This window comes from Nakamurella sp. GG22 (assembly GCF_052976845.2).
This window is the reverse complement of the sequence record NZ_JBRIIO020000019.1, coordinates 46,827-72,535: the sequence shown is the minus strand read 5'-3', so window position 1 is coordinate 72,535 and position 25,709 is coordinate 46,827. Positions and strand designations below refer to the sequence as shown.

Here is a 25,709-nt window from a genome sequence, read left to right as displayed (position 1 = left end):
GGTCATCCGTCGACGGCGCTCTGCGCCGTCCTGAGCCACTCTTCCCACTGCGCCGCCTGCGCCTCGGCGTCCTTGGCCTTGCGGTCGTCACCGGCCGCGCGGGCCTTGGCGGCCTGAGCCCGGTAGGAGTCGACCCTGGCCCGGAACTGCTCCACCCGTGCGGTGGTCTCCGGGTCGGTGCGGCGCCAATGACGGTCCTCGGCCGACTTCACCTTGTCCTCGATCGCCTTGAGCCGTGAGTCCAGCTCGCGGATCCGGTCCCTGGGAACCTTGCCGGCGGCTTCCCAGCGTTCCTGGATGGACCGCATCCTGGCCTTCGCCGCATCCAAACCCTGTGCAGGGTCGATGCTCTCGGCCTCGGCAAGAAGCTTCTCCTTGATCGCCGCGTTCGCCTCGAATTCGGCGTCGCGATCGGAGAAGGTCTTGTTGCGCCGGGAGAAGAACTTCTCCTGGGCGGCCCGGAAGCGGGCCCACAACGCGTCCTCGACGTCCCTGGGGGCTCGGCCGACGGCCTTCCATTCCTCCATCAGGCCGCGGTAGGCGGCCGCCGTCTCGCCCCAGTCCGTGGCGTCGGACAATGCCTCCGCCCGGGTGATCAGTGCCTCCTTGGCGTCCTTGGCGGCGCCGCGTTGCTTGTCGAGCTCCGCGAAGTGCGAACCGCGGTGACGGGTGAACGTGTCGCGGGCCTTCGCGAACCGCTTCCACAGCGCGTCGTCGGTCTTGCGATCGATGCCGCGGATCGTCCGCCACTCCTCGACGATCGCCTTCAACCGGTCGCCGGTCGCCTTCCACTGAGTGGATTCGGCGAGCGACTCGGCCTCGACGCAGAGCGCCTCCTTGGCCTTGATCGCGGCGGCGCGGGCGGCGGTCCTGGCATGCGATGCACCGGCGATCGCCGCGTCGGCAGCGCCGATGACGATCTCCAGGCGCACCGCGGCGCTGTCCAGATCGCCGATGGCCGGCAGCGTCTCGACGGCGTCCCGCAGCGCGACCGCCTGGGCCTTGGTGGCCTTGGGGTCGCCGGTGCCGGATGCCAGCCGGGCCTCGAGCAGCGCGATCTCGGTCGAGAAGTCGTCGAACTTGCGGCCGAAGTGCTGAAGGCCCGCTTCCGTGTCACCGGCCTGCCAGTTGCCGACCACCCGCTCGCCCGCCGCGGTCTGGACGTAGACGACGCCGTTCTCGTCGATCCGACCCCACAGGTGCGGGTCGATCGACTCGATGACCGGTTCGACCACTCCGCCGTGCGTGGGGGCATGGCCGGCGCCGTGGGCGGGAGCGTTCGGCACCGGGCTGGGGCGACCACCGGGCCGACCGCCGGGTCCGCCGGGGCGTCCACCCGGCCCGCCCGGACGTCCGGAGCGGGGTCGCTGGCCCGCAGGGCGCTGGCCTTTCGGCGCGGTGGAGGCGCCCGGTGTGTTCGGGGTGCCGGGTGTGTTCGGGGTGCCGGCGGCGTTCGGAGGGACGGCCGGGCTGTCGGGTCCGGTCGCCTCAGCGGGTTCGGTCGCGTCAGCGGAGCCGGTTGCCTCCGTGAGGCCGGCCGCCTCCACAGGTCCGGTACCGCCCGGGACGCCGGTCGGATCGGCAGGCTCGGGTGCGGCGGTCGCTTCGGTCTGGCCGGTGAGCGCCGCCTCGGAGATTCCGGTCGCCGCCGCTTCGGGTTCGGTCATCACCACCGGGTGGTCTGCGGCCGCGGCATGATGCGCCGCGTCGGGAACCGCTGGGGCCGCGGCTTCGGGTTCGGTGACGACCGCCGGCTCATCGACGATGTCGGCCAGCGTGACCGGTGGTTCGTGGTGGTGCGGTTCGGTGTGCGCAGCCTGCGACGGTTCCGGCGTGGGTACCGGTTCCGGCGTGGGCGGCGTGACGGTCGGCATGGGGACCGGCGGGTTCGGCGGCGTGACCGTCGGCATCGGAACCGGCGGGGTCGGCGGCGTCACGCTCGGCATCGGCTCGACCGCGGGCGGCTCGACGGAGGGCGGCTCGACGGCGGCCGGCTCGGCGACCGGCGCCACGACGACCGGCACCTCGGCGGCGGGCGGCGCTTCCTGCACCGGCGTGCTCTGGACAGCAGCGTCCGGCAGCGCCGGGGCCGGGGGCGCAGGGACGTCATCGGGGATGCGGGGCAGGTCTGGGACCTCAGGGGCCGGCGGCGGTCCGGTGGGATCGTCGGGTGGGATGTCCGGGCCCGGCGGGGGCGCCGGAACCGTGGCTCTGTCGTCCCGCTGCGAATCGTCGGCCGTGGGGCCGGGCATGCTGTCGTCGGACATCGGCGGACCTTCCTACTGCTCGAGGGAGCCTTGCGGTTCCCGGCACCCTGCGGCACCCCTGCACTCCATGGTCTGCGTGGCAGACGTCACGCCCCAGTGTGCCCGTCCGTGCTGGTCGGGGCGAGAGCGGGGGCAGGGACGTTGACGGCGAACGGAACCGCGTCACCGCGCTCCGATTAGCCTGGCGTGGTGATCGTCGGAGCTGCGGTGTGCCCCGGCGCCCCATTCCTGGTCGAGGGGGTTGCCGACGCGCTCGGGTTCCGCCACCCCGACGTTCGAGCCGCCTGCGAGCAGGCGCTGTCCGCCCTGCCCGCAGCCGACAGCGTCTACGTCGTGAGCTCCGCGGGCCGTCAGTCCGAAAGGTCAACGGCGGCAACAACGTCCGGGCCCGCAGGACGCCCGTCCGGCCCGTCGCGGTGGCTGAACCCGGGAGTTGCCCTCAGGTCGGCAGGGATCGTGCGGAGCGACCATCCCGCCGTTGCCCCGGTAGAGCTGGCGCCCGGCGGGGGACCGGACGCCGACGACTTCTCGACCGGCACGTTCGTCGCCGCATATCTCCTGACCACGGCCGCCATCACCGCGCCGGCCACCGCGGTCGAGATCGACGGCGATCCCGATCAGGTCGCCGTCGAACTGGCCGAACATGCCGGTTCCGTCGCGCGGGTGGCGCTGCTGGTGATCGCCGACGGGGCGGCCTGCCACGGTGACGAGGCTCCCGGTCGCCGGGACGACAGGGCGGCTACGTTCGACGACCTGATCGTCCGGGCGCTTGCGGACGGGGATCCGGCAGCCCTGGCGACGGCGTGCGCCGACAGCGAACTCAACGCGGCACTGTTGGCCTGCGTCGACCCGCTGCGGGTGCTGGCCCAGGTCACCGACGGGCGTCCGCCCTCTCACGCGCGGGTGCTGTATTCCGGTGCGCCGATGGGAGTCGGCTACGTCGTCTCCTGTTGGCGCTGGACCACCGGAGATTCGGCATGAGCCCCGGAGGAGACGGGCTGGTCGATGCGACCCCCGGCGCCGATCGGGGGCGGCTGATCGTCGTCGCCGGCCCCACCGGCACCGGCAAGTCGGAGCTGGCCCTGGACCTCGCCGAACGGCTGGACGGCGAGGTCGTGAACGCGGACTCCATGCAGCTCTACCGCGGCATGGACATCGGCACCGCCAAGCTGCCGCCGGACGAGCGGCGCGGGGTGCCGCACCACCTGCTGGACGTGCTCGACGTGTCCCAGACCGCGACGGTCGCGTCCTACCAGCGGGACGCCAGGGCCGCGGTGGAGGACATCCGCGGCCGTGGCCGGACGGCAATCCTGGTCGGCGGATCCGGCCTCTACATCCAGTCCGTCATCGACGACATGGATTTCCCCGCAACGGATCCGGTGGTCCGCGGGCGGCTGGAACAGGAGCTGGCCAGCGACGGCGTCGGGCCGCTGTTCGACGCACTCCTCGAGCGTGATCCGGCCGCCGCGGTGGCGATCGGGCCGGCCAACGGCCGCAAGATCGTCCGGGCGCTGGAGGTCATCGAGCTCACCGGGCGGCCGTTCACAGCGACCCTGCCGCGGTGGGGCAACCCCCGGTATGACGCCGTGCTGCTCCGCCTCGACCGGCCCAACGAAGACCTCGACCAGCGCCTGGAGAATCGCGTCCGGGCGATGGTGCGGGCCGGATTTCTCGACGAGGTCAGGGCGCTCGACGCGGCCGGTCTGCGCCGCGGGGTGACCGCGCCACGGGCCCTCGGGTACGCCCAGTTGCTGGCAGTGCTGGACGGCCACAGTGACCTCGAGCAGGCCATCGTCACGACGGCGGCCGCCACCAGGCGTTTCGTCCGGCGTCAGCGATCCTGGTTCCGACGCGACCGGCGGATGATCGATCTCGACGCCACCGAGCCGAACCTGCTCGGGCGTGCGCTGGCGGCCGTGGCCGGTGCCCCGGTCGTAGGGTGATCGAGTGAGTGTCATCCCTCCCGGAGCGCGTCCCGCAGGCGTCCCCGGCGGTCCGCTCTCTGGCGTCGTGCAGTCCGGCGGCGTGCAGTCCGGCGGCGTGCAGTCCGGCGGTACGCAGTCCGATGTCGGGTCGGAGCGACTTCCCAGGGGGATCGAATTCCTCAAGGGCCACGGCACCGAGAACGACTTCGTCCTGTTGCCGGACCCGGACGGAACACTCGTCATCAGCTCTTCGCAGGTCAGGGCCCTGTGCGACCGGCACGCCGGGATCGGCGGCGACGGGGTGATCCGGATCGCCCCCGCGGCGGCGGACAGTCCGGCGGAGTACTTCATGGATTACCGCAACGCCGACGGGTCCCTGGCCGAGATGTGCGGCAACGGTGCCCGGTTGTTCGCCCGTTTCCTGGTCGACGCCGGTTGGGTGCCGCCCGGGCGGCTGGTCTTCGACACCCGCGGAGGGATGCGCGTCGCCGACGTCCCGCCCGATGGTGACGTGACCGTCGAGATGGGCCCCGCCCGGCTCGGTGCCGAGACGTCGACCCGGATCTCCGGACGGTCATTCTCCGGCGTCGCCGTCGACGTGGGCAATCCGCACCTCGTTTGCCTGGCCGACATCGACCTGGCCACACTTGATCTCGCCGCCCAACCCTGGTTCGACCCGACCGTGTTCCCGGACGGCGTCAACATCGAGGTGGCGACCCAGGTGGGTCCCGACCGGGTGGCCATGCGTGTGCACGAGCGGGGGGTCGGCGAGACCCGGTCGTGCGGAACAGGCACCGTCGCGGTCGCAGCGGCCTACCTCGCCTCGACGGGTCGTACCAGCGGGTCGGTCGCCGTGGATGTTCTCGGCGGCTCGGTACGGATCGACGTCTCAGCGGACGGGTGCACGTTGGCCGGGCCCGCGGTCGTCGTTGCGGCGGGCCGCCTCGACGACGTTTTCTGGCAGCGCCACCGTTAGGTCCGGCTATTCCGCCGAAGGCTGTGCGGCTTCCAACAGAAAAACGTTGGCCATCCGTGGCACCCTGGACACATATGACTTCTCACTTTCCTTCGCCAGCCGCCGGGCATCGCCCGGTGAGTCCCACTTCTGCGGCGGACGCCGGCAGAGCCGCTCAGGCCGCAGGTGGGAAAACACAGCAATTCGACGAGATAACGAGTAACGCCGCGTTCGCGGACATTCACCTTTCCGGAGGATCAGACATCACCACCGAATCGCACGAGGGCAGGGGCAGCGGAATGGTCGATCAACCGCACGTTGCCGGCCCTGACGACTCCGTTTTCGACGCCGGCGACGGTTTCGACATCGACCGCACTTTCGGTCGTCGCCGCGACCCGGCGGACAGCGCCGTTGTCCAGGACGGGTTTGCCACCCAGGACGGGTTCAGCACCCAGGGCGATCGCGACCTGGCCGACCGGGCCGCCCTTCGCAGGGTCGCGGGTTTGTCGACGGAGCTGACGGACGTCACCGAGGTCGAGTACCGCAAGCTGCAGCTGGAGCGGGTCGTCCTGGTCGGCGTCTGGGCGGGCGGCACCGCGGCTGACGCCGAGGCGTCGATGGCCGAGCTCGCACGGCTGGCGGAGACCGCCGGCTCGGTGGTGCTCGAGGCGCTGGTCCAGCGCCGCAGCCACCCGGACGGCGCGACCTACATCGGTTCTGGCAAGGTCACCGAACTGATCGAGATCGTCGAGACGACCGGCGCCGACACCGTGATCTGCGACGGCGAGCTGACCCCCAGCCAGCTCCGCAACCTGGAGGAGCGGCTGAAGGTCAAGGTCGTCGACCGGACCGCGCTCATCCTGGACATCTTCGCCCAGCACGCCAGGTCCAGAGAAGGCAAGGCGCAGGTCGAGCTCGCGCAGCTCAACTACCTCGTCCCGCGCCTCCGCGGCTGGGGTGCGGCCCTGAGCAGGCAGCGTGGTGGCCGGGTGGCGGCCGGTGCCGGTATCGGCTCCCGCGGTCCGGGTGAGACGAAACTGGAGATCGATCGGCGGCGGATCCACAAGCGGATCTCGCAGCTCAAGTCCGACCTGACCGGCATGCGCCGGGTGCGCGACACGAAGCGTTCGCAGCGCCGGGCCAAGGCGGTTCCGGCCGTTTCGATCGCCGGCTACACCAACGCGGGGAAGTCGTCACTGCTGAACAGGCTCACCGACGCCGGGGTGCTCGTCGAGGACGCGTTGTTCGCGACCCTGGATCCCACCACCCGCAAGTCCCGCACGACCGACGGACGGGTGTACACCCTCACCGACACGGTCGGATTCGTCCGGCACCTGCCGCATCAGTTGGTCGAGTCCTTCCGGTCGACCCTCGAGGAGATCGCCGACTCCGACCTGTTGCTGCACGTCGTCGACGGCTCGGACGAGCATCCCGAGGACCAGGTGGGGGCCGTCCGTGAGGTGCTCGGCGAGATCGACGCGCTTGCCGTCCCGGAGATCATCGTGGTGAACAAGATCGACACCGCCGACGAGCTGACGCTGACCAGGCTGCGCCACGCGCTACCCGGCGCGCACTTCGTCTCGGCGCGGACCGGCGCCGGCATCGACGAGTTGCGCAGGGTGATCGCCGGCGCGCTGCCGGATCCCGCGGTCTCGCTCCGGGTGCTGATGCCGTTCACCGAGGGTGCACTGGTGTCGAGGGTGCATTCCGAGGGAACGGTGCTGGACGAGGAACACACCGCGTACGGCACCCGCCTGCACGCGCGGGTGTATCCGGATCTTGCCGGCGTGCTGGCGCCGTTCGTCGCCGTCAGCTGACGTCACAGCATCCGTTTGGTCCGATTCGTTGATGCCCGCCCCGAAAGGGCGGGTGTCAGCCGTCGGCGTCGCGGGTAACCTGAAGGCGCATCGCTCGACTGCGGGTTGAACCGACCCGTGGTACGTGCGTAGGTACCGAACATCGAACGAACACACGACGGACTCGTTGTCGCGTCCGTCGTCAGGTCCGAGGAGGCAGCATGGGAACTTTGTCCTGGTGGCACTGGCTGATCGTCCTGGCGGTGTTCATCCTGTTGTTCGGCGCCAAGAAGCTGCCCGACGCGGCCCGCGGTGTGGGTCGCTCACTTCGCATCCTCAAGTCCGAGGTCAGTGCGATGCATGAGGACGACGAGAAGTCGAAGAAGGTTCAGACCCCGGGCGAGACCGACGCCTCCGCCGCGGTGGCGACGCCGACCGCGCAGATCATGGGGACGCCGGCCGCGCCGACCGCTCCCCAATACCCGACCGCTCAGCCTGCGGCTCAGTACCCGGCCACCCAGTACCCGGCCGCGGCCCCGTTGGTCAACGGAGTGCCCGTCGCCGGGTCGACCCCCGTGGACGAACACCGCACCTGACGGCTCACCACACGTCATAGAACAAAGCTCCCGCGGTTCTCGAACCGCGGGAGCTTTGCTGTTCTTCTGCGATCCGGGCTCAGAGCTTGCGCAGCACCGTGACGACGCGACCGAGGATCACGGCGTCGTCGCCGGAGATCGGCTGGTACGCGGCGTTGTGCGGCATCAGCAGGACATGACCGTCCTTGCGCCGGAACGTCTTCACGGTCGCCTCGCCGTCGATCATCGCCGCGACGATGTCACCGTTCTCTGCCACGGGCTGTTGGCGCACGACCACCCAGTCGCCATCGGTGATGGCGGCATCGATCATCGAGTCGCCGACCACCCGGAGCAGGAACAGGGTTCCATCGCCGACGAGGTCCTTCGGCAGCGGGAAGACGTCCTCGATCGCCTGCTCGGCCAGGATGGGGCCGCCCGCGGCGATGCGTCCCACCACCGGCACATAGGTCGGCGTCGGCTGCTGCGGCGACTCTTCCATGACGTCTTCCATGGGACGGATGTCGACGGCCCTGGGACGGTTGGGGTCGCGGCGGAGCAGTCCGCGCTTCTCGAGCACCTTGAGCTGGTGAGCGACCGATGACGGCGACTTGAGGCCGGCCGCCTGACCGATCTCCCGCACGCTCGGCGGGTAGCCGCGGCGTTCCACCGAGTCGCGGATGACCTGCAGGATCTTGTGCTGCCGCATCGTCAGCACCCGTCCGGCCGGCGGCTCCGCGTCCGGGAAGTCCACCACCTCGGCGGTGATCTCGACGACGACGGGGTCCAGTTCGAGTTCGACGGCGTCCGAGGCGGCGTCGGGGTCCTTTGCTGTGCCGCTTGGATCAGTGCCGCTTTGATCGTTGTGGTCGGTAACCACGGTGTGTCCTCCCAGGTGTTCAACGCGGCCGGTGATGACGGGGGCCGAGCGGCCCCGGCCGTTCCCGACCTGGGTCAACCCTAGGTTTGTGAAGGTCACAATTCAAACAGGCGTTCGATTGACACGCCGATGAATCTTCCCACTGTCGGTGGTCCGGTGTAGAAAGCGGTCAGGCGTTCGATAGAACGTGCGTTCGACCTGTGCGGCTCGTCGAGTCGTCCGGGAGCGGACTTGGAGCAGCGATGGACGACCGGTCCCGCCGGTCAGATAGGTCGAGGTGAGCGATGAGGACACAGCTGATGACGTCCCGGCTCGAAGATCGGGATTGGGTTGCGCTACCGGTCGATCCCACCGGTTGGCTGGCCGGTGCAGCCCCTGGTGGCATCCGTAGGGCGGCTATCGATGGTGCCGCCGGTGCTGCGGAGCACCGTCCCACAGAGGCCGTCACCGAATCGGGTAGGCGCGCCCGGGAGCGTCGGGTTCGGCGGGGCGGCGCGGCCGAGCGGTTGGCCCGGCGGCAGGCCGATCGCCGGCGGCGGGGGATTCCAGCCCGTGCGCTGTCGCGGGTCGTGGTGCCGCTCGAGGTGCAGCAGCCTGCGCCGGCGACGGCGACGGCGGAGGAGGGTTACCGGGTCGATCGTTGGGCGCGACTGGCCCTGACGGTGACGGTCCTGGCGGCGGCGGTTGTCGTCAGCGTGGCACTGGCGTCGAGCGCCGCCGCGCCTCGGATGGTTGACGTCACGGTTGCCCCCGGCGACACGCTGTGGTCGATCGCGGGGGAGGCTGCCCCCGATCGGGACCCACGCGCCGTCATCGAGGAGATCAAGGCACTCAATGACGTCACAGGCGGTGTTCTTCCGGTCGGCGTGGTCCTTCGCGTGCCGTCCTCGACCGAGTAGCGGAGACGGGACCGGAGGCAAGAAATTTCGCACCGACACGCCATTCCGGCTTGCGTTTCGGTTGGTCCGCGATCTACCGTCAACCCCTACATCTGGTAGTTACACTGATGTAAGATATCAACAGGTTGTGCCACCATCGGTGGGAGTTGTCCACAGTGCGGAGCAGTTGCGCACCGGTCGTACACATCACGATCCACATGCAGCAGTGATCGCGAGACCGGGTTCGAGCTGTCCACACCGTTGTCAACACACCATCAACACAGCTCCTGCGGCAGTCGATTCGGAAGGCGGGTGATCGGCGATGCGGTGCCCGTTCTGCCGTCACCCCGACTCCCGGGTCATCGATTCGCGCGAGGTCGAGGACGGCCAGGCGATCCGTCGCCGGCGGTCGTGCCCCGAGTGCTCCCGGCGGTTCACCACGCTCGAGGAGTCTCTGCTGTCGGTGGTCAAGCGGAGTGGCGTGACCGAGCCGTTCAGTCGCAGCAAGGTGATCGCCGGTGTCACCCGGGCCTGCCAGGGCAGGCCCGTCGATCCTGATGCCATCGCACAACTGGCCCAGCAGGTCGAGGAGAACGTGCGCGGGTTGGGGCAGGCAGAGGTGAAGAGCCAGGACGTCGGCCTCGCGATCCTCGGACCGCTGCGCAAGCTCGACGAGGTGGCCTACCTGCGATTCGCGTCCGTGTACCGCTCGTTCACCTCGGCAGAGGATTTCGCCGCCGAGATCCGGAACATGCGCGCCGCAGTGCCATCCGACGGCCCGCCGACACCGCACCCCGGATCGGGAGAGTCGGCAGGCATCGGTGCCGGCGTCCCGCCAGACCTCCGGCCGCCTCCAGTCGGCGTGGGCTGATCCGCCCAGCTCGTCCCAGCGGGCAGCGCGGCCCACGCCAATGGCTCCACAACTCCAATCGTTCAGCTCGGCCGAGATTTCATCGGCACGCGTCGTCACCACTCCCACCGCCGACCGGGGGAGATTCACCAGGGGAAGGACCCACATGACAGAGACCATCGGTGCACCCGGATCGTCATCAGCCGAAGGGCAGGCGCCGGGCACCAAGGGTCGCCGGTCACGGCCTGCGCCTGCCGGTCAGGCCAACGGTGCGCGCGGGCTGCACCTCGAGCGGCTGTTCACCACACCCGGTGTCCACCCCTACGACGAGGTCACCTGGCAGCGCCGCGATGTCGTCATGACGAACTGGCGCGACGGCACCGTCAACTTCGAGCAGCGCGGCGTCGAGTTCCCCGAGTTCTGGTCCGTGAACGCAACCAACATCGTCACCAGCAAGTACTTCCGCGGCGCCGTCGGGACCCCGACCCGTGAGTCGAGCCTGCGCCAGATCATCGACCGGGTGGTCACCAGCTACACCGCGGCAGGCGTGGCGAACGGGTACTTCGCCACCGACGAGGACGAACTGGTGTTCTCCCACGAGCTGACCTGGATGCTGCTGCACCAGATGTTCGCCTTCAACTCGCCGGTCTGGTTCAACGTCGGAACCCAGTCCCCGCAGCAGGTTTCGGCCTGCTTCATCCTGTCGGTCGACGACACGATGGACGCGATCCTGAACTGGTACCGGGAAGAGGGGCTGATCTTCAAGGGCGGCTCCGGCGCGGGCCTGAACCTGTCGCGGATCCGCTCCTCCAAGGAGTTGCTGTCCTCCGGCGGGACCGCCTCGGGCCCGGTGTCGTTCATGCGCGGTGCCGATGCCTCGGCCGGCACCATCAAGTCCGGTGGCGCCACCAGGCGGGCCGCGAAGATGGTCGTGCTGGACGTCGACCACCCGGACATCGCGGAGTTCGTCGAGACCAAGGCGAAGGAGGAGCACAAGATCCGCGTGCTCCGGGACGCCGGCTTCGACATGGACCTCGGCGGCGAGGACATCATCTCCGTGCAGTACCAGAACGCGAACAACTCCGTGCGGGTGTCGGACGAGTTCATGCGGGCTGTCGATGCGGGTGACACCTTTGGCCTGCGCGCCCGGCAGACCGGTGAGGTCATCGAAACCGTCGACGCGCGGGAGCTTTTCGGCAAGATCACGCAGGCGGCCTGGGAGTGCGCTGACCCGGGCATCCAGTACGACGACACGATCAACGACTGGCACACGAGCCCGGAATCGGGCCGGATCAACGCCTCCAACCCGTGCAGCGAGTACATGCACCTGGACAACTCCTCGTGCAACCTGGCGTCGCTCAACCTGATGAAGTTCCTGTCCGACGACGGTGTGTTCGACGGCGCGACCTTCGCCAAGGCGGTCGAGTTCGTCATCACCGCCATGGACATCTCGATCTGCTTCGCCGACTTCCCGACGCAGCCGATCGCGGAGACCACCAGGGCCTTCCGGCAGCTGGGCATCGGTTACGCCAACCTCGGTGCGCTGTTGATGGCCACCGGTCACGCCTACGACTCCGAGGGCGGCCGGGCGCTCGCGGCAGCCATCACCTCGCTGATGAACGCCGTCGCCTACAAGCGCTCCGCCGAGCTGGCCGGGGTCGTCGGGCCGTACGACGGCTACGCCAGGAACGCCGACGCGCACAAGCGGGTCATCCGCAAGCACGCCGCGGCGAACGACTACATCCGGGCTGTGGGCGGCAACGACGCCACGACCCTCAAGCTCGCCACCACCGCGTGGGCCGAGACCATTGCCACCGGCGAGCGCAACGGCTACCGCAACGCCCAGGCCTCCGTCCTCGCCCCGACCGGCACGATCGGGCTGATGATGGACTGCGACACCACCGGCATCGAGCCCGATCTCGCCCTCGTCAAGTTCAAGAAGCTGGTCGGCGGCGGCTCCATGCAGATCGTCAACCAGACGGTGCCGCGGGCGTTGCGCTCGCTGGGGTATCAGGAGGAGTCGATCGAGGCGATCGTCGAGTTCATCGCCGAGCACGGACACGTCGTCGACGCCCCCGGCCTCAAGCGGGAGCACTACAGCGTGTTCGACTGCGCGATGGGTGAACGGTCCATCGCACCGATGGGACACGTCCGGATGATGGCCGCCGTGCAGCCATTCATCTCCGGTGCCATTTCCAAGACCGTCAACATGCCGGAGAACGCCACCGTCGACGACGTGGCCGAGATCTACCAGCAGGGCTGGAAGATGGGCCTCAAGGCGTTGGCCATCTATCGGGACAACTGCAAGGTCGGCCAGCCGCTGTCCGTGTCGAACAAGAACCACGGCGAGAAGTCCGCCGACATCTCCAACGTTGCTCAGGCCGTCGCCGTGGCACCGGTGGTGACCGGACCGGTTCGTCGCCGGCTGCCGAAGAAGCGCCCGTCGCAGACGGTGTCGTTCACCGTCGGCGGTGCCGAGGGCTACCTCACCACCGGCTCGTACCCGGACGACGGCCTCGGTGAGGTGTTCATCAAGCTGGGCAAGCAGGGTTCGACCCTGGCCGGTGTGATGGACGCGTTCTCCATCGCGGTGTCCGTCGGGCTGCAGTACGGCATCCCGCTGGAGTCCTACGTCGCCAAGTTCACCAACCTGCGGTTCGAGCCGGCCGGGATGACCGACGACCCGGATGTGCGGATCGCCACCTCGGTGATGGATTACCTGTTCCGCCGGATCGCGCTCGACTACCTACCGGTCGACGCGCGGGCCGAGTTGGGGATCTTCTCCGCGGAGGAGCGGGTGGCCCAGGTGTCCGCGAGTTACGGATCCGGCACTGCCACCGATGAGGAGCATGTCGTCGAGGATCTGCGCACCACCATCGACGTCACGCCGATCGTCCGCCCCGCCGTCGAGACCGGCGTTCAGGCAAACGATTCCGCGTCGTCCGAGAAGCCGGCCGCTCGCGGAATCGGTCAAGCAGGCTCCTCGACGGAATTGCTGGAGATGGTGATCGGCAAGTCCGCGGACGCTCCGCTCTGCTTCACCTGCGGCACCAAGATGCGGCCCTCGGGCGCGTGCTACGTGTGCGAGGGATGCGGTTCCACCTCCGGCTGCAGCTGATCCTGCTGCGCCCAACAGACTCCGGGCCCGGTCGCGTCGTGACGACGCGGCCGGGCCCGGCGCCATGTCCGGAGCCCGGTTGTGCGTTGTGCAGGTGTCAGGCGCCAGTGTCGATCGGGCACAGAGGGGGAGAAACGTTCCCGCGGGAACGCTTCGGACCGTGATTCGTCCGCGGACGCCGCTGGATGCCACCATCGTCGGATGGCAACAGTTTTCAGCGAGATCGACGACAAGCTCGCCCGGTGGATCGACCGGCAGCACGTGTTCTTCGTCGGGACGGCGCCGTCGGGAACCGAAGGCAGCGTGAACGTCTCGCCGAAGGGCATGGCCGGAACCTTCGCTGTGCTCGGGCCCCGGCGGGTCGGGTACCTCGACTACACCGGATCGGGCGCGGAGACGATCGCCCACCTGCGGGACAACGGCCGGATCGTCATCATGTTCTGCGCGTTCGACGGACCACCGAAGATCGTCCGCTTGCACGGAACCGGCCGGGCGGTGCTGCCGGGCGCCCCCGAGTTCGACGAGATCAGGCCGGCGTTCGGCAAGGACCGCACGGCGGGGCAGCGGTCGATCATCGTCGTCGATCTGGACCGGATCGCGGACAGCTGCGGGTTCTCGCTGCCGCTGATGGACTTTCGTCAGGACCGCGATGTCCTCGACCGAGCCCAGGAGCGCCGCGACGAGTCCTACTTCGACGACTACCGGCGCAAGCACAACAGTGCCAGCATCGACGGGCTGCCCGCCCTGCCACCTGCAACTGGCTGATCGCGAGAACCCGATCAGCGCACGGCATTGAGCGCGACGTCGAGGTCATGCCACAGGTCCTCCACGTGCTCCACACCGACACTCAGCCGGAGCAGGCCGGCCGGAACGTGGTCGGAGTTCGCGTACTTCGCCCGTCGCTCCATCGTCGATTCGACCCCGCCCAGGCTCGTCGCGTGGGTGATCACCCGGACCGACCGGGCGACGGACTCCGCCGCGTCCGCGCCGCGCCGTACCTCGAAGGACAGCATCGCCCCGAAGCCGTTCATCTGGGCCGCCGCCCGGTCGTGCCCGGGATCGTCCGGCAGGCCGGGGTACCGCACCCGGGACACGGCGGAATGCTGGTGCAGCCGGTGCGCGAGCACGCCCGCCGACTCCTGTGACCGGGCCAGCCGGACGGCGAGCGTCCGCACACCGCGCAGGGCGAGGAAGGCCTCCAGGGCACCAGGCAGCCCGCCGGCCAGCCGGCGCCGGGTCCGCAACCGCCCGAGCAGGTCCGGGTTCCCGGCCACCGCGAGGCCGAGCAGCAGGTCAGAGTGCCCACCGATGAACTTGGTCGCGCTGTGCAGCACCACATCGGCGCCCATCGCGAGCGGCTGCTGGCCCAGTGGCGTGGCAAAGGTGTTGTCCACCACCACCATTGCCCCGGTGCCGCGGCCGAACCGGCACAGCTCGGGCAGGTCGGCGACGTCGATCAACGGATTCGTCGGGGACTCCAGCCAGAGCACGTCGGCAGCCCAGGCGGCCTCCTTGGTGGCCGCGGTGTCGGTGATGTCCACCGTCGTGACCTTCCACCGGCCGAGGCTCGCGCCCTCTGCCAGCAGGCTCTTCACGCCGGCATAGGAATCGGTGGGGACGACGACGTGCGCGCCCACCGGCACCAGTTCCAGGATGGCCGACGCGGCGCCCATGCCGGACCCGAAGGCCACCGCCGACCCGCCTTCCAGCGCACCCACGGCTTCCTCGAGTGCTTCCCAGCTCGCTGTCCCGCCGTCGCGGGAGTACTCGACGACCGGTGACTCCGCGGTGCCGGCCCGGAAGTTCGACGCCAGCACCAGCGGTTCGTTCATCGGCTGCCCGGGATGCGCCGGCGGCCGGCCCGCCGTCACCGCAAGGGTTTCCGCCCGCTGCCGACCGTGCTGCTCCTCGTTGCTCATGGACGCGGAGCCTATGCCGACGGATGTGTCGGACCTACGTACTGGGTAGTTGCCTGCGTCAAGTGCCGGATCGCCGATATGACGCGACGAGCGAGCAGCAAGCCGCCGCAGACGCAGCCGTGTCCATTGATCGCCCTCATCATCGAAGAAATGCTGAGGTGGTGGCGTTGCGGGCTCGCGTAGCGTCTCGCAGGTATTCACAACGGCGCCAAGAGGAGTGGGCACATGTGGGTGGTCATCGGAGCGTGGAACATCGATCCGGATCGGATGGCTGCGGCACGGGAACAGCTCCTGGCGCACATTGTGCCCGGCGTCCGCCACGCCCCTGGTCTGGTTAAGGGCTACTGGGCCGAGCAGAACGCTCGTTCGCACACCTTCATCGTCTTTCAGGACCGTGAAGCCGCCGACGCCTTCGCCGGCGATGTCCGAAAGAACACGGCCAGCCAGGCCGAACACGGTGTCGACGCGGTGGACATCGCTGTCTACGAAATCGTTGCCGAAACGTGAGACGGGCGATTCTGTCCCTTCCGGCGTGCGGTCATCCGAGTGCGGTACAAAGCGGCGACTATCAGGGGCGCGCTGAGAGGCAGCCACAGCAGGTACCGTCCACATGTTTATGTTGAGGCTGACTTGATGTAAGCAATGATCCAGTACATACGTTCGATCGCCGCGGTATCCTGCAACGGTGAGCGTCCTTCACCAGCCGTCGATGTTCGACACCGCGGACGAACCCGAATTGACCGCCCTCGCCGGGCGGGTGAAACGGGTCGAGCTGTCCGACGGCGCCTGGGTCGACCATCTTCCAGGCTGGCTGCTGGGATCCGATCTGCTGCTGGAGAGGCTCCTGGCGGACGTGCCCTGGCGGGCCGAGCGGCGGCAGATGTACGACCGGGAGGTGGACGTTCCGCGGCTGCTCTGCTGGTACAGCGGCGCCACCGATTTCCCGGACCCCCTCCTCACGGCGGCACGGTCCGCGCTCAACAGGCACTACGCCACCGAGCTGGGCGAGCCGTTCGTCACCGCCGGACTGTGCCTTTACCGGGACGGCGCAGACAGTGTCGCGTGGCACGGGGACACCATCGGCCGCGGCTCGCATTCCGACACCATGGTGGCGATCCTTTCCGTCGGTTCTGCCCGGGCACTGACCCTCCGACCGCGGACCGGGGGAAAGAGCCTGAAGTTCCCACTCGGCCACGGCGACCTGATCGTGATGGGCGGCAGCTGCCAGCGGACCTGGGAGCACGCGATCCCGAAGACGTCCAGACCGGTCGGCCCGCGGATCAGCATCCAGTTCCGCCCGGTCGGGGTCGCCTGAGCAGCGGCGAGTCGATCGCGTGGGACCCTGGGGCCCATGAAGACAGTCATGGGTTGGGTCAACAAGATCGTCTCGGCGCTCGCGCAGCGCAAGGTCAACAAGAACGAGGGTCGTAGCAAGTAACGGACCTCGCAATCCGGGCACAATAGGCGTCATCGGTTCGCCCCACACCGGCGGCAGGCCGTTACCGAAGACCCGCGACGCGCCCACTCGGCGACGCCGTCGGCCGAATGGGGAGGGGGAAACCGGTGACGTCATATCCGCCGGCCGGGTCGTCCGGGAAGCGCAGCAGCAAGGTTCCGATCATCGCGGCGGTGATCGCCGGTGTCGTGTTGATCGTCGGCATCCGGTACTTCACCACCAGGAGCGACAGCACGGAGCCGACCGCCGGCAGCGGTGACGCCGGCACGGCGCAGCAGGCTCCCAGGGACGGCTGCACCACCGTGACCGTCGCCGCGTCGAGCGAGAAAGCCGCGCTGCTCAAGCAGATCGCGAACACCTACCGGGATTCCGGCCGCACGGTGGACGGCAAGTGCTTCGACATCGTGGTGAACTCGGCCGCGTCGGGCACCGCCGAGGCGAACCTCGCGGCCGGCTGGGACGAAAACCTCAACGGCCCGGCGCCCGATGTGTGGACACCCGCGGCGTCGACCTGGGTCAGCCTGCTCAAGAGCGACCTGACCGCGAAGGACCGGCCGAACATCGTCCCGGCGACGTCGGAGAGCATCGCCTCGACACCGCTGGTGCTGGCGATGCCGGAGCCGATGGCGAAGGCGCTGGGCTGGCCGGACGCCGAGATCGGCTGGTCCGATGTGCTGGCGTTGGCCACCGACAAGCAGGGGTGGGCGTCGAAGGGGCACCCCGAGTGGGGCAAGTTCACCCTCGGCAAGACCAACCCCACCGTCTCGACGTCGGGGCTGGCCGCCACCATCGGCACCCTGGTGGCCGCGACCGGTACCAGTTCCGACCTGACCGAGGCCGCGCTGAAGAAGCCCGAGGTGCAGAAGTACCTGAAGGACGTCGAGACGTCGGTCGTGCACTACGGCGACACGACGCTGACCTATCTGTCCAACCTGCAGCGGGCCGACGACCAGGGTGCGGCGCTCGGCTATCTGTCGGCGGCCGCGGTCGAGGAGAAGAGCGTCCTGGACTACAACGCGGGCAATCCGAGCGGCGACCCGAAGACCCTCGGGCAGCACGCGCCGCCCAAGGTGCCGCTGGTCGCGGTGTACCCGAAGGAGGGAACGCTCTACAGCGACAGCCCGTTCGTCATCCTCGACGCGCCGTGGTCGTCGCCGGACAAGAAGGCCGGCGCCGCGGACTTCCAGGCGTACCTGGTGGAACCGCAGCAGCAGAAGGTGTTCACCGACAGCTTCTTCCGTACCGCCGACGGTGAACCGGGCGAGCCGATCACCTCCAGCCCGTACCTGATCGCCGACGGGGTGAAGGTCGCGCTCAACCCGCCGGGGCCGGACGTGCTGCGCGACGTCAGGTCGCTGTGGGCCGACGTTCGCAAGAGCGCCAGAGTGCTGATCCTGATGGATGTCTCGGGCTCGATGAGCGCCGACTCCGGGTCGGGCGGGAAGTCCAAGCTGGAGCTGGCGAAGTCGGCGGCGACGACCGCCCTCGGGCAGCTGGTCGACACCGATCAGGTGGGTTTCTGGGTGTTCACGACCGACCTGCCGACCCCCGACACCATCACCGCCGACCTGGTCGATGTCGGGCCGCTGAGCAAGACCCGCACGCCGATCACCGACGCCATCGCCGGGCTCACCCCGCTGAACGGCACGCCGTTGTACGCCGCGACCAAGGTGGCGACCGACGACATGAACGCCAGCCAGGACCCGGCGTCGATCAACGCGGTCGTCGTGCTCACCGACGGGCGGAACGAGTACACCGACAATGACCTCGACGGGCTGATCGGCCAGCTCGAGAACAACGCCCAGGAGAACGAGGTACGGGTCTTCACCATCGCCTACGGGCCGGACGCGGACCTGGCCACCCTGCAGAAGATCTCGGAGGCTTCCCAGGCGGCCGCCTACGATGCCCGTAACCCGGCGACTATCGACAAGGTCTTCGCCGACGTCCTGTCCAACTTCTGACCGTCCGGCGGGCAGTCGCCCGTCCAGCAGTCCCGACCGATCGGACCCGTCCATGGCCGGCTCGTTCCTGTCCCGTGCGGGGCGGGCGCTGAAGGACCCGTGGAGCCTGGTCGTCGCTGGCGTCGGCGCCGGGTCTGCGTGGGCGATCGGCCTGCCGGTGGGAGCCGTCGGCCTCGTCGGGGCGGGGATGCTCGGGGTGGCCGCCGTGGTCGGCGGCGCGGTCCGGGCGGACGGTGACGACGCGACCACCGAACCGGAACCACCGCCGCTGCGGCCGGGAACCGTGCAGGCGGGCCTGGTCGCGACGCTGCACGGCTACCGCGCGGACCTCGGTCGGTTGCAGCAGGAGCAGCTCGAACCCGCCGTCGCGATGACCGCCGGCCAGGCCGTCGAGGCCGCCCGCAGCGCGGAGAGCGTGGCCAACCGGGTCGCCCGCGCTGTCGATGCGGTGGACGACGCCGTTGGCCGTGCCGAGGGGGTGGCCCGGCAGTTGCCGCGGTCGGGTGAGGTCCGCGCCTCCGTGCAACGGATGACGCAGCGCCGGTCCGAGCTGCTGAACAAGCTCGGCGAGGCCGTCGAGGAGGTCGGGGAGGTGTACGCCAAGCTCCTCGAGCTGTCGACGACGGCCGATCTCGTCGGCGTGCAGACCGACGGTGTGACAGAGGCCGCACAGGTGAACGACTCACTCGACGCGATCCGGGGTGTTTTCGCTGAACTGGAGGCTGACGCGTCATCCACCCGGGCACTGCTGTGAAGCCCAAAGCGGACCGGAGCCGCCCAGCGGGTGGGTAGGGTAGACCCCTCAGCAGCCGTTCGCTCGTCGAGCGATCCGACCCCGGGAGACCCGTGCGCCTGACCGATCGGCCCTGCCCGGGCCCGACCGGCCCTCGGGGCCCGATCGCACCGCAGCGGCGGTTCGCCCCATTAACTCGGATCGCATCATGAGTACCGCCGACCTGTTCACCCTGGCTCCGGCCTTCCTCGCGGCCTATCTGGTGGTCGCCCTGGCCTCGCCGGCGATCTGCGCACGGCTTGGCCGGGCCGGCCTGTTGCTGCTCGCGGCGCTGCCCGCGGCGACCACCGGCTGGGCGGCCGTGCAGATCCCCGCGGTGCTCGACAGTGCCGACCGGACCACGGAACTGCAATGGGTGCCGCTGTTGTCGCTGTCCATCGACCTACGGCTGGACGCGCTGGCCATGGTGATGACCCTCGTCATCGCCGGCATCGGCACCCTGGTGCTGCTCTACTCGGCGCGCTACTTCCCGGACGGCGACGATGGTCTGGGCCGTTACAGCGGTGCGCTTCTCGCGTTCGCCGGGGCGATGCTCGGCCTGGTCTGGGCGAACAACCTGATTCTGCTGGTCATCTTCTGGGAGCTGACCGGCATCCTGTCGTACCTGCTGATCGCGCACCGGACCGGCAAACGATCGTCGCGCGCGGCCGCCTCCCAGGCGCTGATGGTGACCACCGCCGGCGGCCTGGTGATGCTGATCGGCGTCGTCATGCTCGGCATCACGGCCGGCACGTTCACCCTGTCGGAGATCCTTGCCGACCCGCCCTCGGGGCCGCTGATCACCACCGCGATCGTGCTGATGATCGTGGGCGGGATCAGCAAGTCGGCGATCATCCCGTTCCAGTTCTGGCTGCCCGGCGCGATGGCGGCACCCACCCCGGCGAGTGCGTACCTGCACGCCGCGACGATGGTCAAGGCCGGCATCTACCTCTTCGCCCGGCTCGCGCCGGCGTTCGCGGTGCTGCCTTTCTGGCAGCCGCTGCTGATGACGCTCGGCGGCGGCACGATGCTCTTCGGCGCCGTGCTGGCGCTGCGGCAGCGGGACCTCAAGCTGCTGCTCGCCTACGGCACCGTGTCCCAGCTCGGACTGATGACGCTGCTGATCGGCTGCGGCAATCCGGACGCCCTGCTCGGCGGGCTGGCCATGCTGATCGCCCACGCGACGTTCAAGGCGCCGCTGTTCTTCGTCGTCGGCATCATCGACACCTCCACCGGCACGAGGGATCTCACCAAACTGTCCGGACTGCGGCGGAGCATGCCGGCGCTTGCCGTGATGGCCGGCCTGGCCGCAGTGTCGATGGCCGGAATCCCGCCCATGCTCGGCTTTGCGGCGAAGGAGGCCGGATACGCCGGGCTGCTCGACGGCGGCACCGCGGGCGTCATCGGCACCGTCGTGATGGCCGTCGGGTCCGCCGTCACGGTCGCCTACAGCGCGCGGTTCGTGTGGGGAGCGTTCGGCGACAAGGCCGGCGTGCCGGTGACGGCCCCGAAACCCTCGTCCGGCTGGATGACCGGGCCGACAGTCGTCCTCGTGGCGCTCGGCCTGGTGCTGGGAATCGTCCCGCAACTGCTCGAGCCGCTGCTGCAGTCCTACGCGCAGACGGCCGGCCCCACCCACGACGGCGCGATGGCGCTCTGGCACGGTTTCGAACTGCCGCTCGCACTGTCCGCCGCCGGCTGGGCGGCCGGTGCGGCGATCTTCCTCGCGCAGCGGGCCAGGGAGCGTCGCTCCGAGATCGCCCGGCCGGGCGGCGAACCGGGCGCGGCCTACCGGGCGACGGTCAAGGGCATCGACGTGACCGCCGTCGGGGTCACCGCGGCCACCCAGCGCGGGTCGCTGCCGGTGTCGCTCGGCGCGATCCTGCTGGTGCTGGTCGCCTTCCCCGGCACCATGCTGGTCCGGGCGGCCACCGGGCCGGCCGACGTCGAACTGCTGGGCGCCCCGGCCGAGCTGATGCTGTCGCTGGTGATCCTGGGTCTGGCCGTCGCGGTCACCCGAGTGCAGCGTGGGCTGACCGCCGTGCTGATGGTTGGCGGCGTCGGCTACGCCGTCGCGGTGCTGTTCGTCCTCCGCGGCGCTCCCGACCTGGCGCTCACCCAGATCCTGGTGGAGAGCGTCACCCTGCTCGCCGGGTTGCTGGTTCTCACCAGGCTGCCGGACACCGCGCTGTACCAGTCTCGCAAGGGCAACGGATTCCGGTTCGCCATCGCCCTCGCGTCCGGCGCCCTGATGACGGCGCTCGCACTGATCATCCCGGGAACCCGTACCGTCGCACCGGTTTCCGACGAACTCGCCGGGCCGGCCGTCGAATACGGCGGCGGCAGCAACATCGTCAACATCATCCTGGTCGATGTCCGCGCATGGGACACCTATGGCGAGCTGACGGTGCTGATCGCCGCCGCGACCGGTGTGGCGTCGCTGATCTTCCTGGTCCGCCGCACCGGATCGACGCCGCGCAAACCCACCGCCCTCGGCGATCCGGTCAAGCCGCGGCAGCCCTCACCCTGGCTCGCGACGAACTGGACCCCGCGCCGTTCGCTGCTGCTCGAGGTGGTCACCCGGATGATCTTCCACGTCATCGTGATCTTCTCGGTGTACGTGCTGCTGGTCGGGCACGACGCCCCGGGCGGCGGTTTCGCGGCGGGCCTGATCGCCGGGTTGGCGCTGGCGCTGCGGTACATCGCCGGCGGCTCCTTCGAGCTCGGCGAGGCCGCGCCGGTCGACCCCGGCCGGATGATGGGCCTCGGGCTGCTGATCGCCTCCGCGACGGCGGCCTACGGGCTGATCGCCGGCGGCGACGCGCTGCAGTCCACCATCCTCAAGGCGACCGTCCCGGTGCTCGGCGACCTCAAGTTCGTGACGTCGACGATCTTCGACATCGGCGTCTACCTCATCGTGGTCGGCCTGGTGCTGGACGTGCTGCGCTCCCTCGGCGCCGAATTGGACCGGCAGGTTGTCCTCGAGCGGCGCGACGTCGATGCCAACGCCGTGCGCGAGCAGCGGCGGGCAAAGCGGTCGGCGGGGCGGATCCGATGACGACCAGTCTTGTCCTCGCGGTCACCATCGGCGGCCTGTTCGCCGCGGGCGTCTACCTCATGCTGTCCCGAAACCTGATCCGGGTGCTGCTCGGATTCCTGCTGGCCGGCAACGCGATCAACCTGCTGCTGCTGTCCACCAGCGTCGACGGCGTCGCCCCGATCGTGGGCGAGCCCACCAACGGCGAACCTGTCGCCGATCCGGTACCGCAGGCGCTGATCCTCACCTCGATCGTCATCAGCCTGGCTGTCGTGACGTTCCTGCTGGCGATGGCCTACCGCAACTACAAGGTCACCGAGCAACCCGAACTCACCAAGGACGAAGAAGATGCCGAGCTGATGACCGCCGACGATCCGGGCGGTGGTGAGGAATGACCTGGCTGCTGCCCCTGACGATCATCATCCCGCTGACCGGGGCGGGGCTGACGCTGATCGCGAGCAGACGACCGCGTGTCCAGCGGGCCATTTCGGTCGGCACGCTGGCCACCCAGCTCGTCATCGAGTTGGTGATGCTGGTCAAGGTCGCCTCAACCGGTCCGATCGTGATGCACGTCGGCGGCTGGACCGCACCGTTCGGCATCTCGCTGGTCGCCGACCCGCTGGCGTCGTTCATGTTGGTGGTCTCTACCGTCGTCTCGCTGGCGGTCCTGGTCTATGCCATCTCCCAGGGCATGGCGGACTCGTCGGAGACGCCGGAGACCCCGGTGTCGATCTTCCACCCGACCTTCCTGATCCTGGTGACGGGCGTGTCCAACGCGTTCATCGCCGGCGACCTGTTCAACCTGTTCGTCAGCTTCGAGATCCTGCTGACGGCAAGCTATGTGTTGCTCACCCTCGGTGGGACGAAGGAACGGCTGCGGGCCGGCGCGCCCTACATCGTCGTGTCCCTGCTCAGTTCCCTGGTGTTCCTCTCGGCGATCGCGATGCTCTACGCGGCGACCGGGACGGTGAACCTCGCCGACCTGTCGGTGAAGCTCGCCGACGTGCCGGTCGGGATTGTCGCGGCCTTGCAGGCGTTGCTGCTGGTGGCGTTCGGCGTCAAGGCGGCGGTCTTCCCGATGTCGGCCTGGCTGCCGGATTCCTATCCGAGCGCGCCCGCGCCGGTCACCGCGGTCTTCGCCGGCCTGCTCACCAAGGTGGGCATCTACGCGATCATCCGGGTGCAAACGCTGCTGTTCCCACCCGGCTCGTTCGGCACGCTGCTGATGATCGCCGCGCTGCTGACGATGCTCGTCGGGATCCTCGGCGCCGTGGCGTCATCGGGCATCAAACGGTTGCTGTCCTTCACCCTGGTGTCGCACATCGGCTACATGCTGTTCGGGGTCGCCCTCGGCTCGCAGGCCGGGATGGCCGCCGCGATCTACTACGTCGCGCACCACATCCTGGTGCAGACCGCGCTGTTCCTCGGGGTCGGCCTGATAGAGCGGGTGGCCGGGACGACCGTGCTGGCCCGGCTCGGCGGGCTCGCCGCAGCGGCGCCGGTGCTGGCGATCCTGTTCTTCATCCCGGCGATGAACCTGGCCGGGGTGCCGCCGCTCTCCGGGTTCCTGGGCAAGGTCGGACTGTTCGAGGCAGGCATCGCCGACGGCCGGGTGCTGGCGCTGCTGCTGGTGATCGGCGGCACGCTGACCAGCCTGCTGACGCTCTACGCGATCGTCCGGGTCTGGGGCCGTGCGTTCTGGCGGCCGGTGCCGGAGGTCATCGCGCTGGACGGCGACGCCGGTGCGCTCGAGACGGAATCCGGGCGTTCGCTGCCCGCCCGCCGGGAGGCCCAGCGGGAGGCGCTGCGCGAGGCCAAGCGCCGCGAGGCGGGCGAGAAGGCCGCCCGGCTGCCGATCGGGATGGTCGGCGCGACCACGGCGGTCGTCGCCGTCAGCCTGTTGCTGACCGTCGCCGCGGGGCCGATCTACGACTTGGCGGACAGGGCGGCGGCGTCGATCGTGGATCGCAGCGTGTACGTCGACGCCGTGCTGGGGGCCGGGGTACCGCCGCCGCCCGGTGTCGTCGAGGACGGGCAGGGCGGGCCATGACGGGCGCACGCAAACTTCGGGAGCGCGCGGTCCGGGTGCGCGGGGCGAGGATTCCCGGCAGCGGCGGCTGGCAGCCCTACCTGATGACGATGACCGCGCTGGTGCTGATCTGGATGGCACTCTGGGGTTCTGTGTCGATCGTCGTGATCGGTATCGGGATCGCCGTCAGTGCGGCCATTCTGCTGCTCTTCCCGCTGCCCACCATGCACTTCCGGTTCGGCCTGCACCCGTGGCGGATGCTCCAACTGCTCGCGCGGTTCCTCTGGGACGTGGTGATCGCCAGCGTGCAGGTCGGCTGGCTGGCACTGCGCCCGCGGCTGCCCCGCACGGAGGTGACGACGGTGCAACTCCAGTCCGATTCCGATCTGTTGGAAGCGCTGACCGGGTTGGCTGTGTCGCTGGTGCCGGGCAGCCTGATCATCGACGCCGACTCCGAGGACCGCACTCTGACCATCCACGTCCTGGACGCCGACCGGAAACCGATGGACGCCTTCGCCGAGCAGGTCCTGGCACAGGAACGGCGAATCGGTCTGGCGCTCGGTGACGACACCTTCGGCGATCCGGGTTCGGCCGGCATGAGGACCGGGCGGCGCCGATGACGGTCACCCTCGTGGTCTGCGGCCTGCTGTTCGGGATCGGCGCGCTCTTCGCCTCGATCCGGCTGGTCCGCGGGCCGACCCAGATCGATCGGGCGGTCGCGCTCGACGTCCTGCTCGCGATTCTCGTCGGCGTCATCGTGTTGTTGGCCGCGGTGAACCGTAGCGGCACCACGCTGGTGATCGCGGTGGTGGTGTCGTTGCTCGGGTTCCTCGGTTCGGCGAGCCTGGCGAAGTTGTTGCCCCGGGATCGCCAATGAGCACCGTCGACGTGATCGCTTCCGCCGCGCTGATCATCGGTGCGCTGATGTCCCTGCTGGCCGGCATCGCCGTGCTGCGCTTCCCGGACACGATGAGCCGGATCCACGCTGCGACCAAGCCGCAGGTACTGGGCATCATGCTGTTGATGCTGGGCGTCGGCCTGCGGTTGGGTTCCCCGGCGGTGATCGGGGTGCTGCTGCTGATCGTGGTACTGCAGTTCGTCACCGCGCCGGTGTCCGCCCACCTCGCCGTCCGGGTCGCGTACCGCAACGCGAAGGACGACACCGAACGCGCCGAGGAACCCGACGGTCGATCCGCCGCCGACGACGGACCGGTGCAGATGGGGCATGCCCTGGCAGCCGAGAACGCCGAGCGTAAATCCCGGGGGGACGACGGTGGGGAGCGGTAGCGTCCCC

The 25,709-nt window shown here is 69.4% G+C and carries 22 protein-coding genes; 19 read left to right on the top strand and 3 right to left on the bottom strand.

The features are described 5' to 3' along the window. Nucleotides 1-2 precede the first annotated feature (2 nt). Complete coding sequence (locus tag ACVBEQ_RS18615) at nt 3-1,286, bottom strand: DUF349 domain-containing protein (RefSeq protein WP_447154828.1); 1,284 nt, start codon at nt 1,284-1,286, stop codon at nt 3-5. Nucleotides 1,287-2,456: 1,170 nt separating this feature from the next. On the opposite strand from ACVBEQ_RS18615, the gene ACVBEQ_RS18610 reads away from it, so the two are divergent. The 5 genes from ACVBEQ_RS18610 (at nt 2,457) to tatA (ending at nt 7,539) form a co-directional block, all read left to right on the top strand. Next, complete coding sequence (locus ACVBEQ_RS18610; protein WP_447154789.1) at nt 2,457-3,248, top strand: class III extradiol ring-cleavage dioxygenase family protein; 792 nt, start codon at nt 2,457-2,459, stop codon at nt 3,246-3,248. Further along, entirely contained in the window at nt 3,245-4,210 is a 966-nt protein-coding gene (gene miaA / locus ACVBEQ_RS18605) for a tRNA (adenosine(37)-N6)-dimethylallyltransferase MiaA (protein ID WP_447154788.1), read from the top strand. Before ACVBEQ_RS18610 ends, miaA begins: the two co-directional genes overlap by 4 nt. A gap of 4 nt (nt 4,211-4,214) precedes the next feature. Next, on the top strand, nt 4,215-5,168 hold the full coding sequence (gene dapF, locus ACVBEQ_RS18600) for a diaminopimelate epimerase (protein WP_447154787.1): 954 nt from the start codon (nt 4,215-4,217) through the stop codon (nt 5,166-5,168). A 278-nt stretch (nt 5,169-5,446) separates the two neighbouring features. Beyond that, nucleotides 5,447-6,964 (top strand): GTPase HflX, encoded by a 1,518-nt coding sequence (hflX, locus tag ACVBEQ_RS18595; protein ID WP_447154786.1) that lies wholly within the window; start codon nt 5,447-5,449, stop codon nt 6,962-6,964. A gap of 200 nt (nt 6,965-7,164) precedes the next feature. After that, nucleotides 7,165-7,539 carry a Sec-independent protein translocase subunit TatA gene (tatA, locus tag ACVBEQ_RS18590; protein WP_447154785.1) on the top strand — a complete coding sequence of 125 codons (375 nt, stop codon included), beginning with the start codon at nt 7,165-7,167 and terminating at the stop codon, nt 7,537-7,539. A 79-nt stretch (nt 7,540-7,618) separates the two neighbouring features. On the opposite strand, the gene lexA is transcribed toward tatA, so the two are convergent. Next, nucleotides 7,619-8,305, bottom strand: a complete 687-nt coding sequence (lexA, locus tag ACVBEQ_RS18585; protein ID WP_447154827.1) for a transcriptional repressor LexA — start codon at nt 8,303-8,305, stop codon at nt 7,619-7,621. Nucleotides 8,306-8,679: 374 nt separating this feature from the next. Between lexA and ACVBEQ_RS18580 the strand changes: the two genes are divergently transcribed. The 4 genes from ACVBEQ_RS18580 to ACVBEQ_RS18565 all read left to right on the top strand — a co-directional run bounded on the left by ACVBEQ_RS18580 (nt 8,680) and on the right by ACVBEQ_RS18565 (nt 14,006). After that, nucleotides 8,680-9,294, top strand: a complete 615-nt coding sequence (locus tag ACVBEQ_RS18580; protein ID WP_447154784.1) for a LysM peptidoglycan-binding domain-containing protein — start codon at nt 8,680-8,682, stop codon at nt 9,292-9,294. A gap of 301 nt (nt 9,295-9,595) precedes the next feature. Next, the gene (gene nrdR, locus ACVBEQ_RS18575) at nt 9,596-10,144 is read left to right on the top strand and encodes a transcriptional regulator NrdR (protein ID WP_447154783.1); all 549 of its coding nucleotides are present in this window, start codon (nt 9,596-9,598) and stop codon (nt 10,142-10,144) included. A gap of 145 nt (nt 10,145-10,289) precedes the next feature. Beyond that, a complete protein-coding gene (locus ACVBEQ_RS18570; protein WP_447154782.1) occupies nt 10,290-13,241 on the top strand; it encodes a vitamin B12-dependent ribonucleotide reductase in 2,952 nt (983 codons plus the stop codon). Nucleotides 13,242-13,442: 201 nt separating this feature from the next. Continuing rightward, nucleotides 13,443-14,006 carry a pyridoxamine 5'-phosphate oxidase family protein gene (locus ACVBEQ_RS18565; RefSeq protein WP_447154781.1) on the top strand — a complete coding sequence of 188 codons (564 nt, stop codon included), beginning with the start codon at nt 13,443-13,445 and terminating at the stop codon, nt 14,004-14,006. A gap of 14 nt (nt 14,007-14,020) precedes the next feature. Here the strand turns inward: ACVBEQ_RS18565 and ACVBEQ_RS18560 are convergent, their stop codons facing one another. Then, nucleotides 14,021-15,160 (bottom strand): trans-sulfuration enzyme family protein, encoded by a 1,140-nt coding sequence (locus ACVBEQ_RS18560; protein WP_447154780.1) that lies wholly within the window; start codon nt 15,158-15,160, stop codon nt 14,021-14,023. A gap of 225 nt (nt 15,161-15,385) precedes the next feature. Here ACVBEQ_RS18560 and ACVBEQ_RS18555 point away from each other — a divergent pair, with 225 nt between their 5' ends. From ACVBEQ_RS18555 to mnhG, 10 genes are all read left to right on the top strand, one after another. Continuing rightward, the gene (locus ACVBEQ_RS18555) at nt 15,386-15,667 is read left to right on the top strand and encodes a hypothetical protein (protein WP_447154779.1); all 282 of its coding nucleotides are present in this window, start codon (nt 15,386-15,388) and stop codon (nt 15,665-15,667) included. A gap of 178 nt (nt 15,668-15,845) precedes the next feature. Beyond that, entirely contained in the window at nt 15,846-16,475 is a 630-nt protein-coding gene (locus ACVBEQ_RS18550) for an alpha-ketoglutarate-dependent dioxygenase AlkB (protein WP_447154778.1), read from the top strand. A gap of 248 nt (nt 16,476-16,723) precedes the next feature. Further along, the gene (locus ACVBEQ_RS18545) at nt 16,724-18,577 is read left to right on the top strand and encodes a substrate-binding and vWA domain-containing protein (RefSeq protein WP_447154777.1); all 1,854 of its coding nucleotides are present in this window, start codon (nt 16,724-16,726) and stop codon (nt 18,575-18,577) included. A 52-nt stretch (nt 18,578-18,629) separates the two neighbouring features. Continuing rightward, entirely contained in the window at nt 18,630-19,331 is a 702-nt protein-coding gene (locus tag ACVBEQ_RS18540; protein WP_447154776.1) for a hypothetical protein, read from the top strand. Nucleotides 19,332-19,518: 187 nt separating this feature from the next. Continuing rightward, a complete protein-coding gene (locus ACVBEQ_RS18535; protein ID WP_447154775.1) occupies nt 19,519-22,407 on the top strand; it encodes a Na+/H+ antiporter subunit A in 2,889 nt (962 codons plus the stop codon). Then, complete coding sequence (locus ACVBEQ_RS18530; RefSeq protein WP_447154774.1) at nt 22,404-22,781, top strand: NADH-quinone oxidoreductase subunit K; 378 nt, start codon at nt 22,404-22,406, stop codon at nt 22,779-22,781. Before ACVBEQ_RS18535 ends, ACVBEQ_RS18530 begins: the two co-directional genes overlap by 4 nt. Next, on the top strand, nt 22,778-24,436 hold the full coding sequence (locus tag ACVBEQ_RS18525) for a Na+/H+ antiporter subunit D (protein ID WP_447154773.1): 1,659 nt from the start codon (nt 22,778-22,780) through the stop codon (nt 24,434-24,436). The genes ACVBEQ_RS18530 and ACVBEQ_RS18525 overlap by 4 nt, the downstream gene beginning before the upstream one ends. Beyond that, nucleotides 24,433-25,035, top strand: coding sequence for a Na+/H+ antiporter subunit E (locus tag ACVBEQ_RS18520; RefSeq protein WP_447154772.1), 603 nt, complete (start codon nt 24,433-24,435; stop codon nt 25,033-25,035). The genes ACVBEQ_RS18525 and ACVBEQ_RS18520 overlap by 4 nt, the downstream gene beginning before the upstream one ends. Continuing rightward, entirely contained in the window at nt 25,032-25,292 is a 261-nt protein-coding gene (locus tag ACVBEQ_RS18515) for an MrpF/PhaF family protein (protein ID WP_447154771.1), read from the top strand. Before ACVBEQ_RS18520 ends, ACVBEQ_RS18515 begins: the two co-directional genes overlap by 4 nt. Beyond that, nucleotides 25,289-25,702, top strand: coding sequence for a monovalent cation/H(+) antiporter subunit G (gene mnhG, locus ACVBEQ_RS18510; RefSeq protein ID WP_447154770.1), 414 nt, complete (start codon nt 25,289-25,291; stop codon nt 25,700-25,702). Before ACVBEQ_RS18515 ends, mnhG begins: the two co-directional genes overlap by 4 nt. Nucleotides 25,703-25,709: the final 7 nt, after the last annotated feature.

What these genes read in the sequence shown, in the direction of transcription:
- miaA (WP_447154788.1), top strand. Translation starts at nt 3,245, where the DNA reads ATGAGCCCCGGAGGAGACGGGCTGGTCGATGCGACCCCCGGCGCCGAT.
- hflX (WP_447154786.1), top strand. Translation starts at nt 5,447, where the DNA reads ATGGTCGATCAACCGCACGTTGCCGGCCCTGACGACTCCGTTTTCGAC.
- tatA (WP_447154785.1), top strand. Translation starts at nt 7,165, where the DNA reads ATGGGAACTTTGTCCTGGTGGCACTGGCTGATCGTCCTGGCGGTGTTC.
- ACVBEQ_RS18580 (WP_447154784.1), top strand. Translation starts at nt 8,680, where the DNA reads ATGAGGACACAGCTGATGACGTCCCGGCTCGAAGATCGGGATTGGGTT.
- nrdR (WP_447154783.1), top strand. Translation starts at nt 9,596, where the DNA reads ATGCGGTGCCCGTTCTGCCGTCACCCCGACTCCCGGGTCATCGATTCG.
- ACVBEQ_RS18570 (WP_447154782.1), top strand. Translation starts at nt 10,290, where the DNA reads ATGACAGAGACCATCGGTGCACCCGGATCGTCATCAGCCGAAGGGCAG.
- ACVBEQ_RS18565 (WP_447154781.1), top strand. Translation starts at nt 13,443, where the DNA reads ATGGCAACAGTTTTCAGCGAGATCGACGACAAGCTCGCCCGGTGGATC.
- ACVBEQ_RS18560 (WP_447154780.1), bottom strand. Translation starts at nt 15,160, where the DNA reads ATGAGCAACGAGGAGCAGCACGGTCGGCAGCGGGCGGAAACCCTTGCG.
- ACVBEQ_RS18555 (WP_447154779.1), top strand. Translation starts at nt 15,386, where the DNA reads ATGTGGGTGGTCATCGGAGCGTGGAACATCGATCCGGATCGGATGGCT.
- ACVBEQ_RS18540 (WP_447154776.1), top strand. Translation starts at nt 18,630, where the DNA reads ATGGCCGGCTCGTTCCTGTCCCGTGCGGGGCGGGCGCTGAAGGACCCG.
- ACVBEQ_RS18535 (WP_447154775.1), top strand. Translation starts at nt 19,519, where the DNA reads ATGAGTACCGCCGACCTGTTCACCCTGGCTCCGGCCTTCCTCGCGGCC.
- ACVBEQ_RS18530 (WP_447154774.1), top strand. Translation starts at nt 22,404, where the DNA reads ATGACGACCAGTCTTGTCCTCGCGGTCACCATCGGCGGCCTGTTCGCC.
- ACVBEQ_RS18525 (WP_447154773.1), top strand. Translation starts at nt 22,778, where the DNA reads ATGACCTGGCTGCTGCCCCTGACGATCATCATCCCGCTGACCGGGGCG.
- ACVBEQ_RS18520 (WP_447154772.1), top strand. Translation starts at nt 24,433, where the DNA reads ATGACGGGCGCACGCAAACTTCGGGAGCGCGCGGTCCGGGTGCGCGGG.
- ACVBEQ_RS18515 (WP_447154771.1), top strand. Translation starts at nt 25,032, where the DNA reads ATGACGGTCACCCTCGTGGTCTGCGGCCTGCTGTTCGGGATCGGCGCG.
- mnhG (WP_447154770.1), top strand. Translation starts at nt 25,289, where the DNA reads ATGAGCACCGTCGACGTGATCGCTTCCGCCGCGCTGATCATCGGTGCG.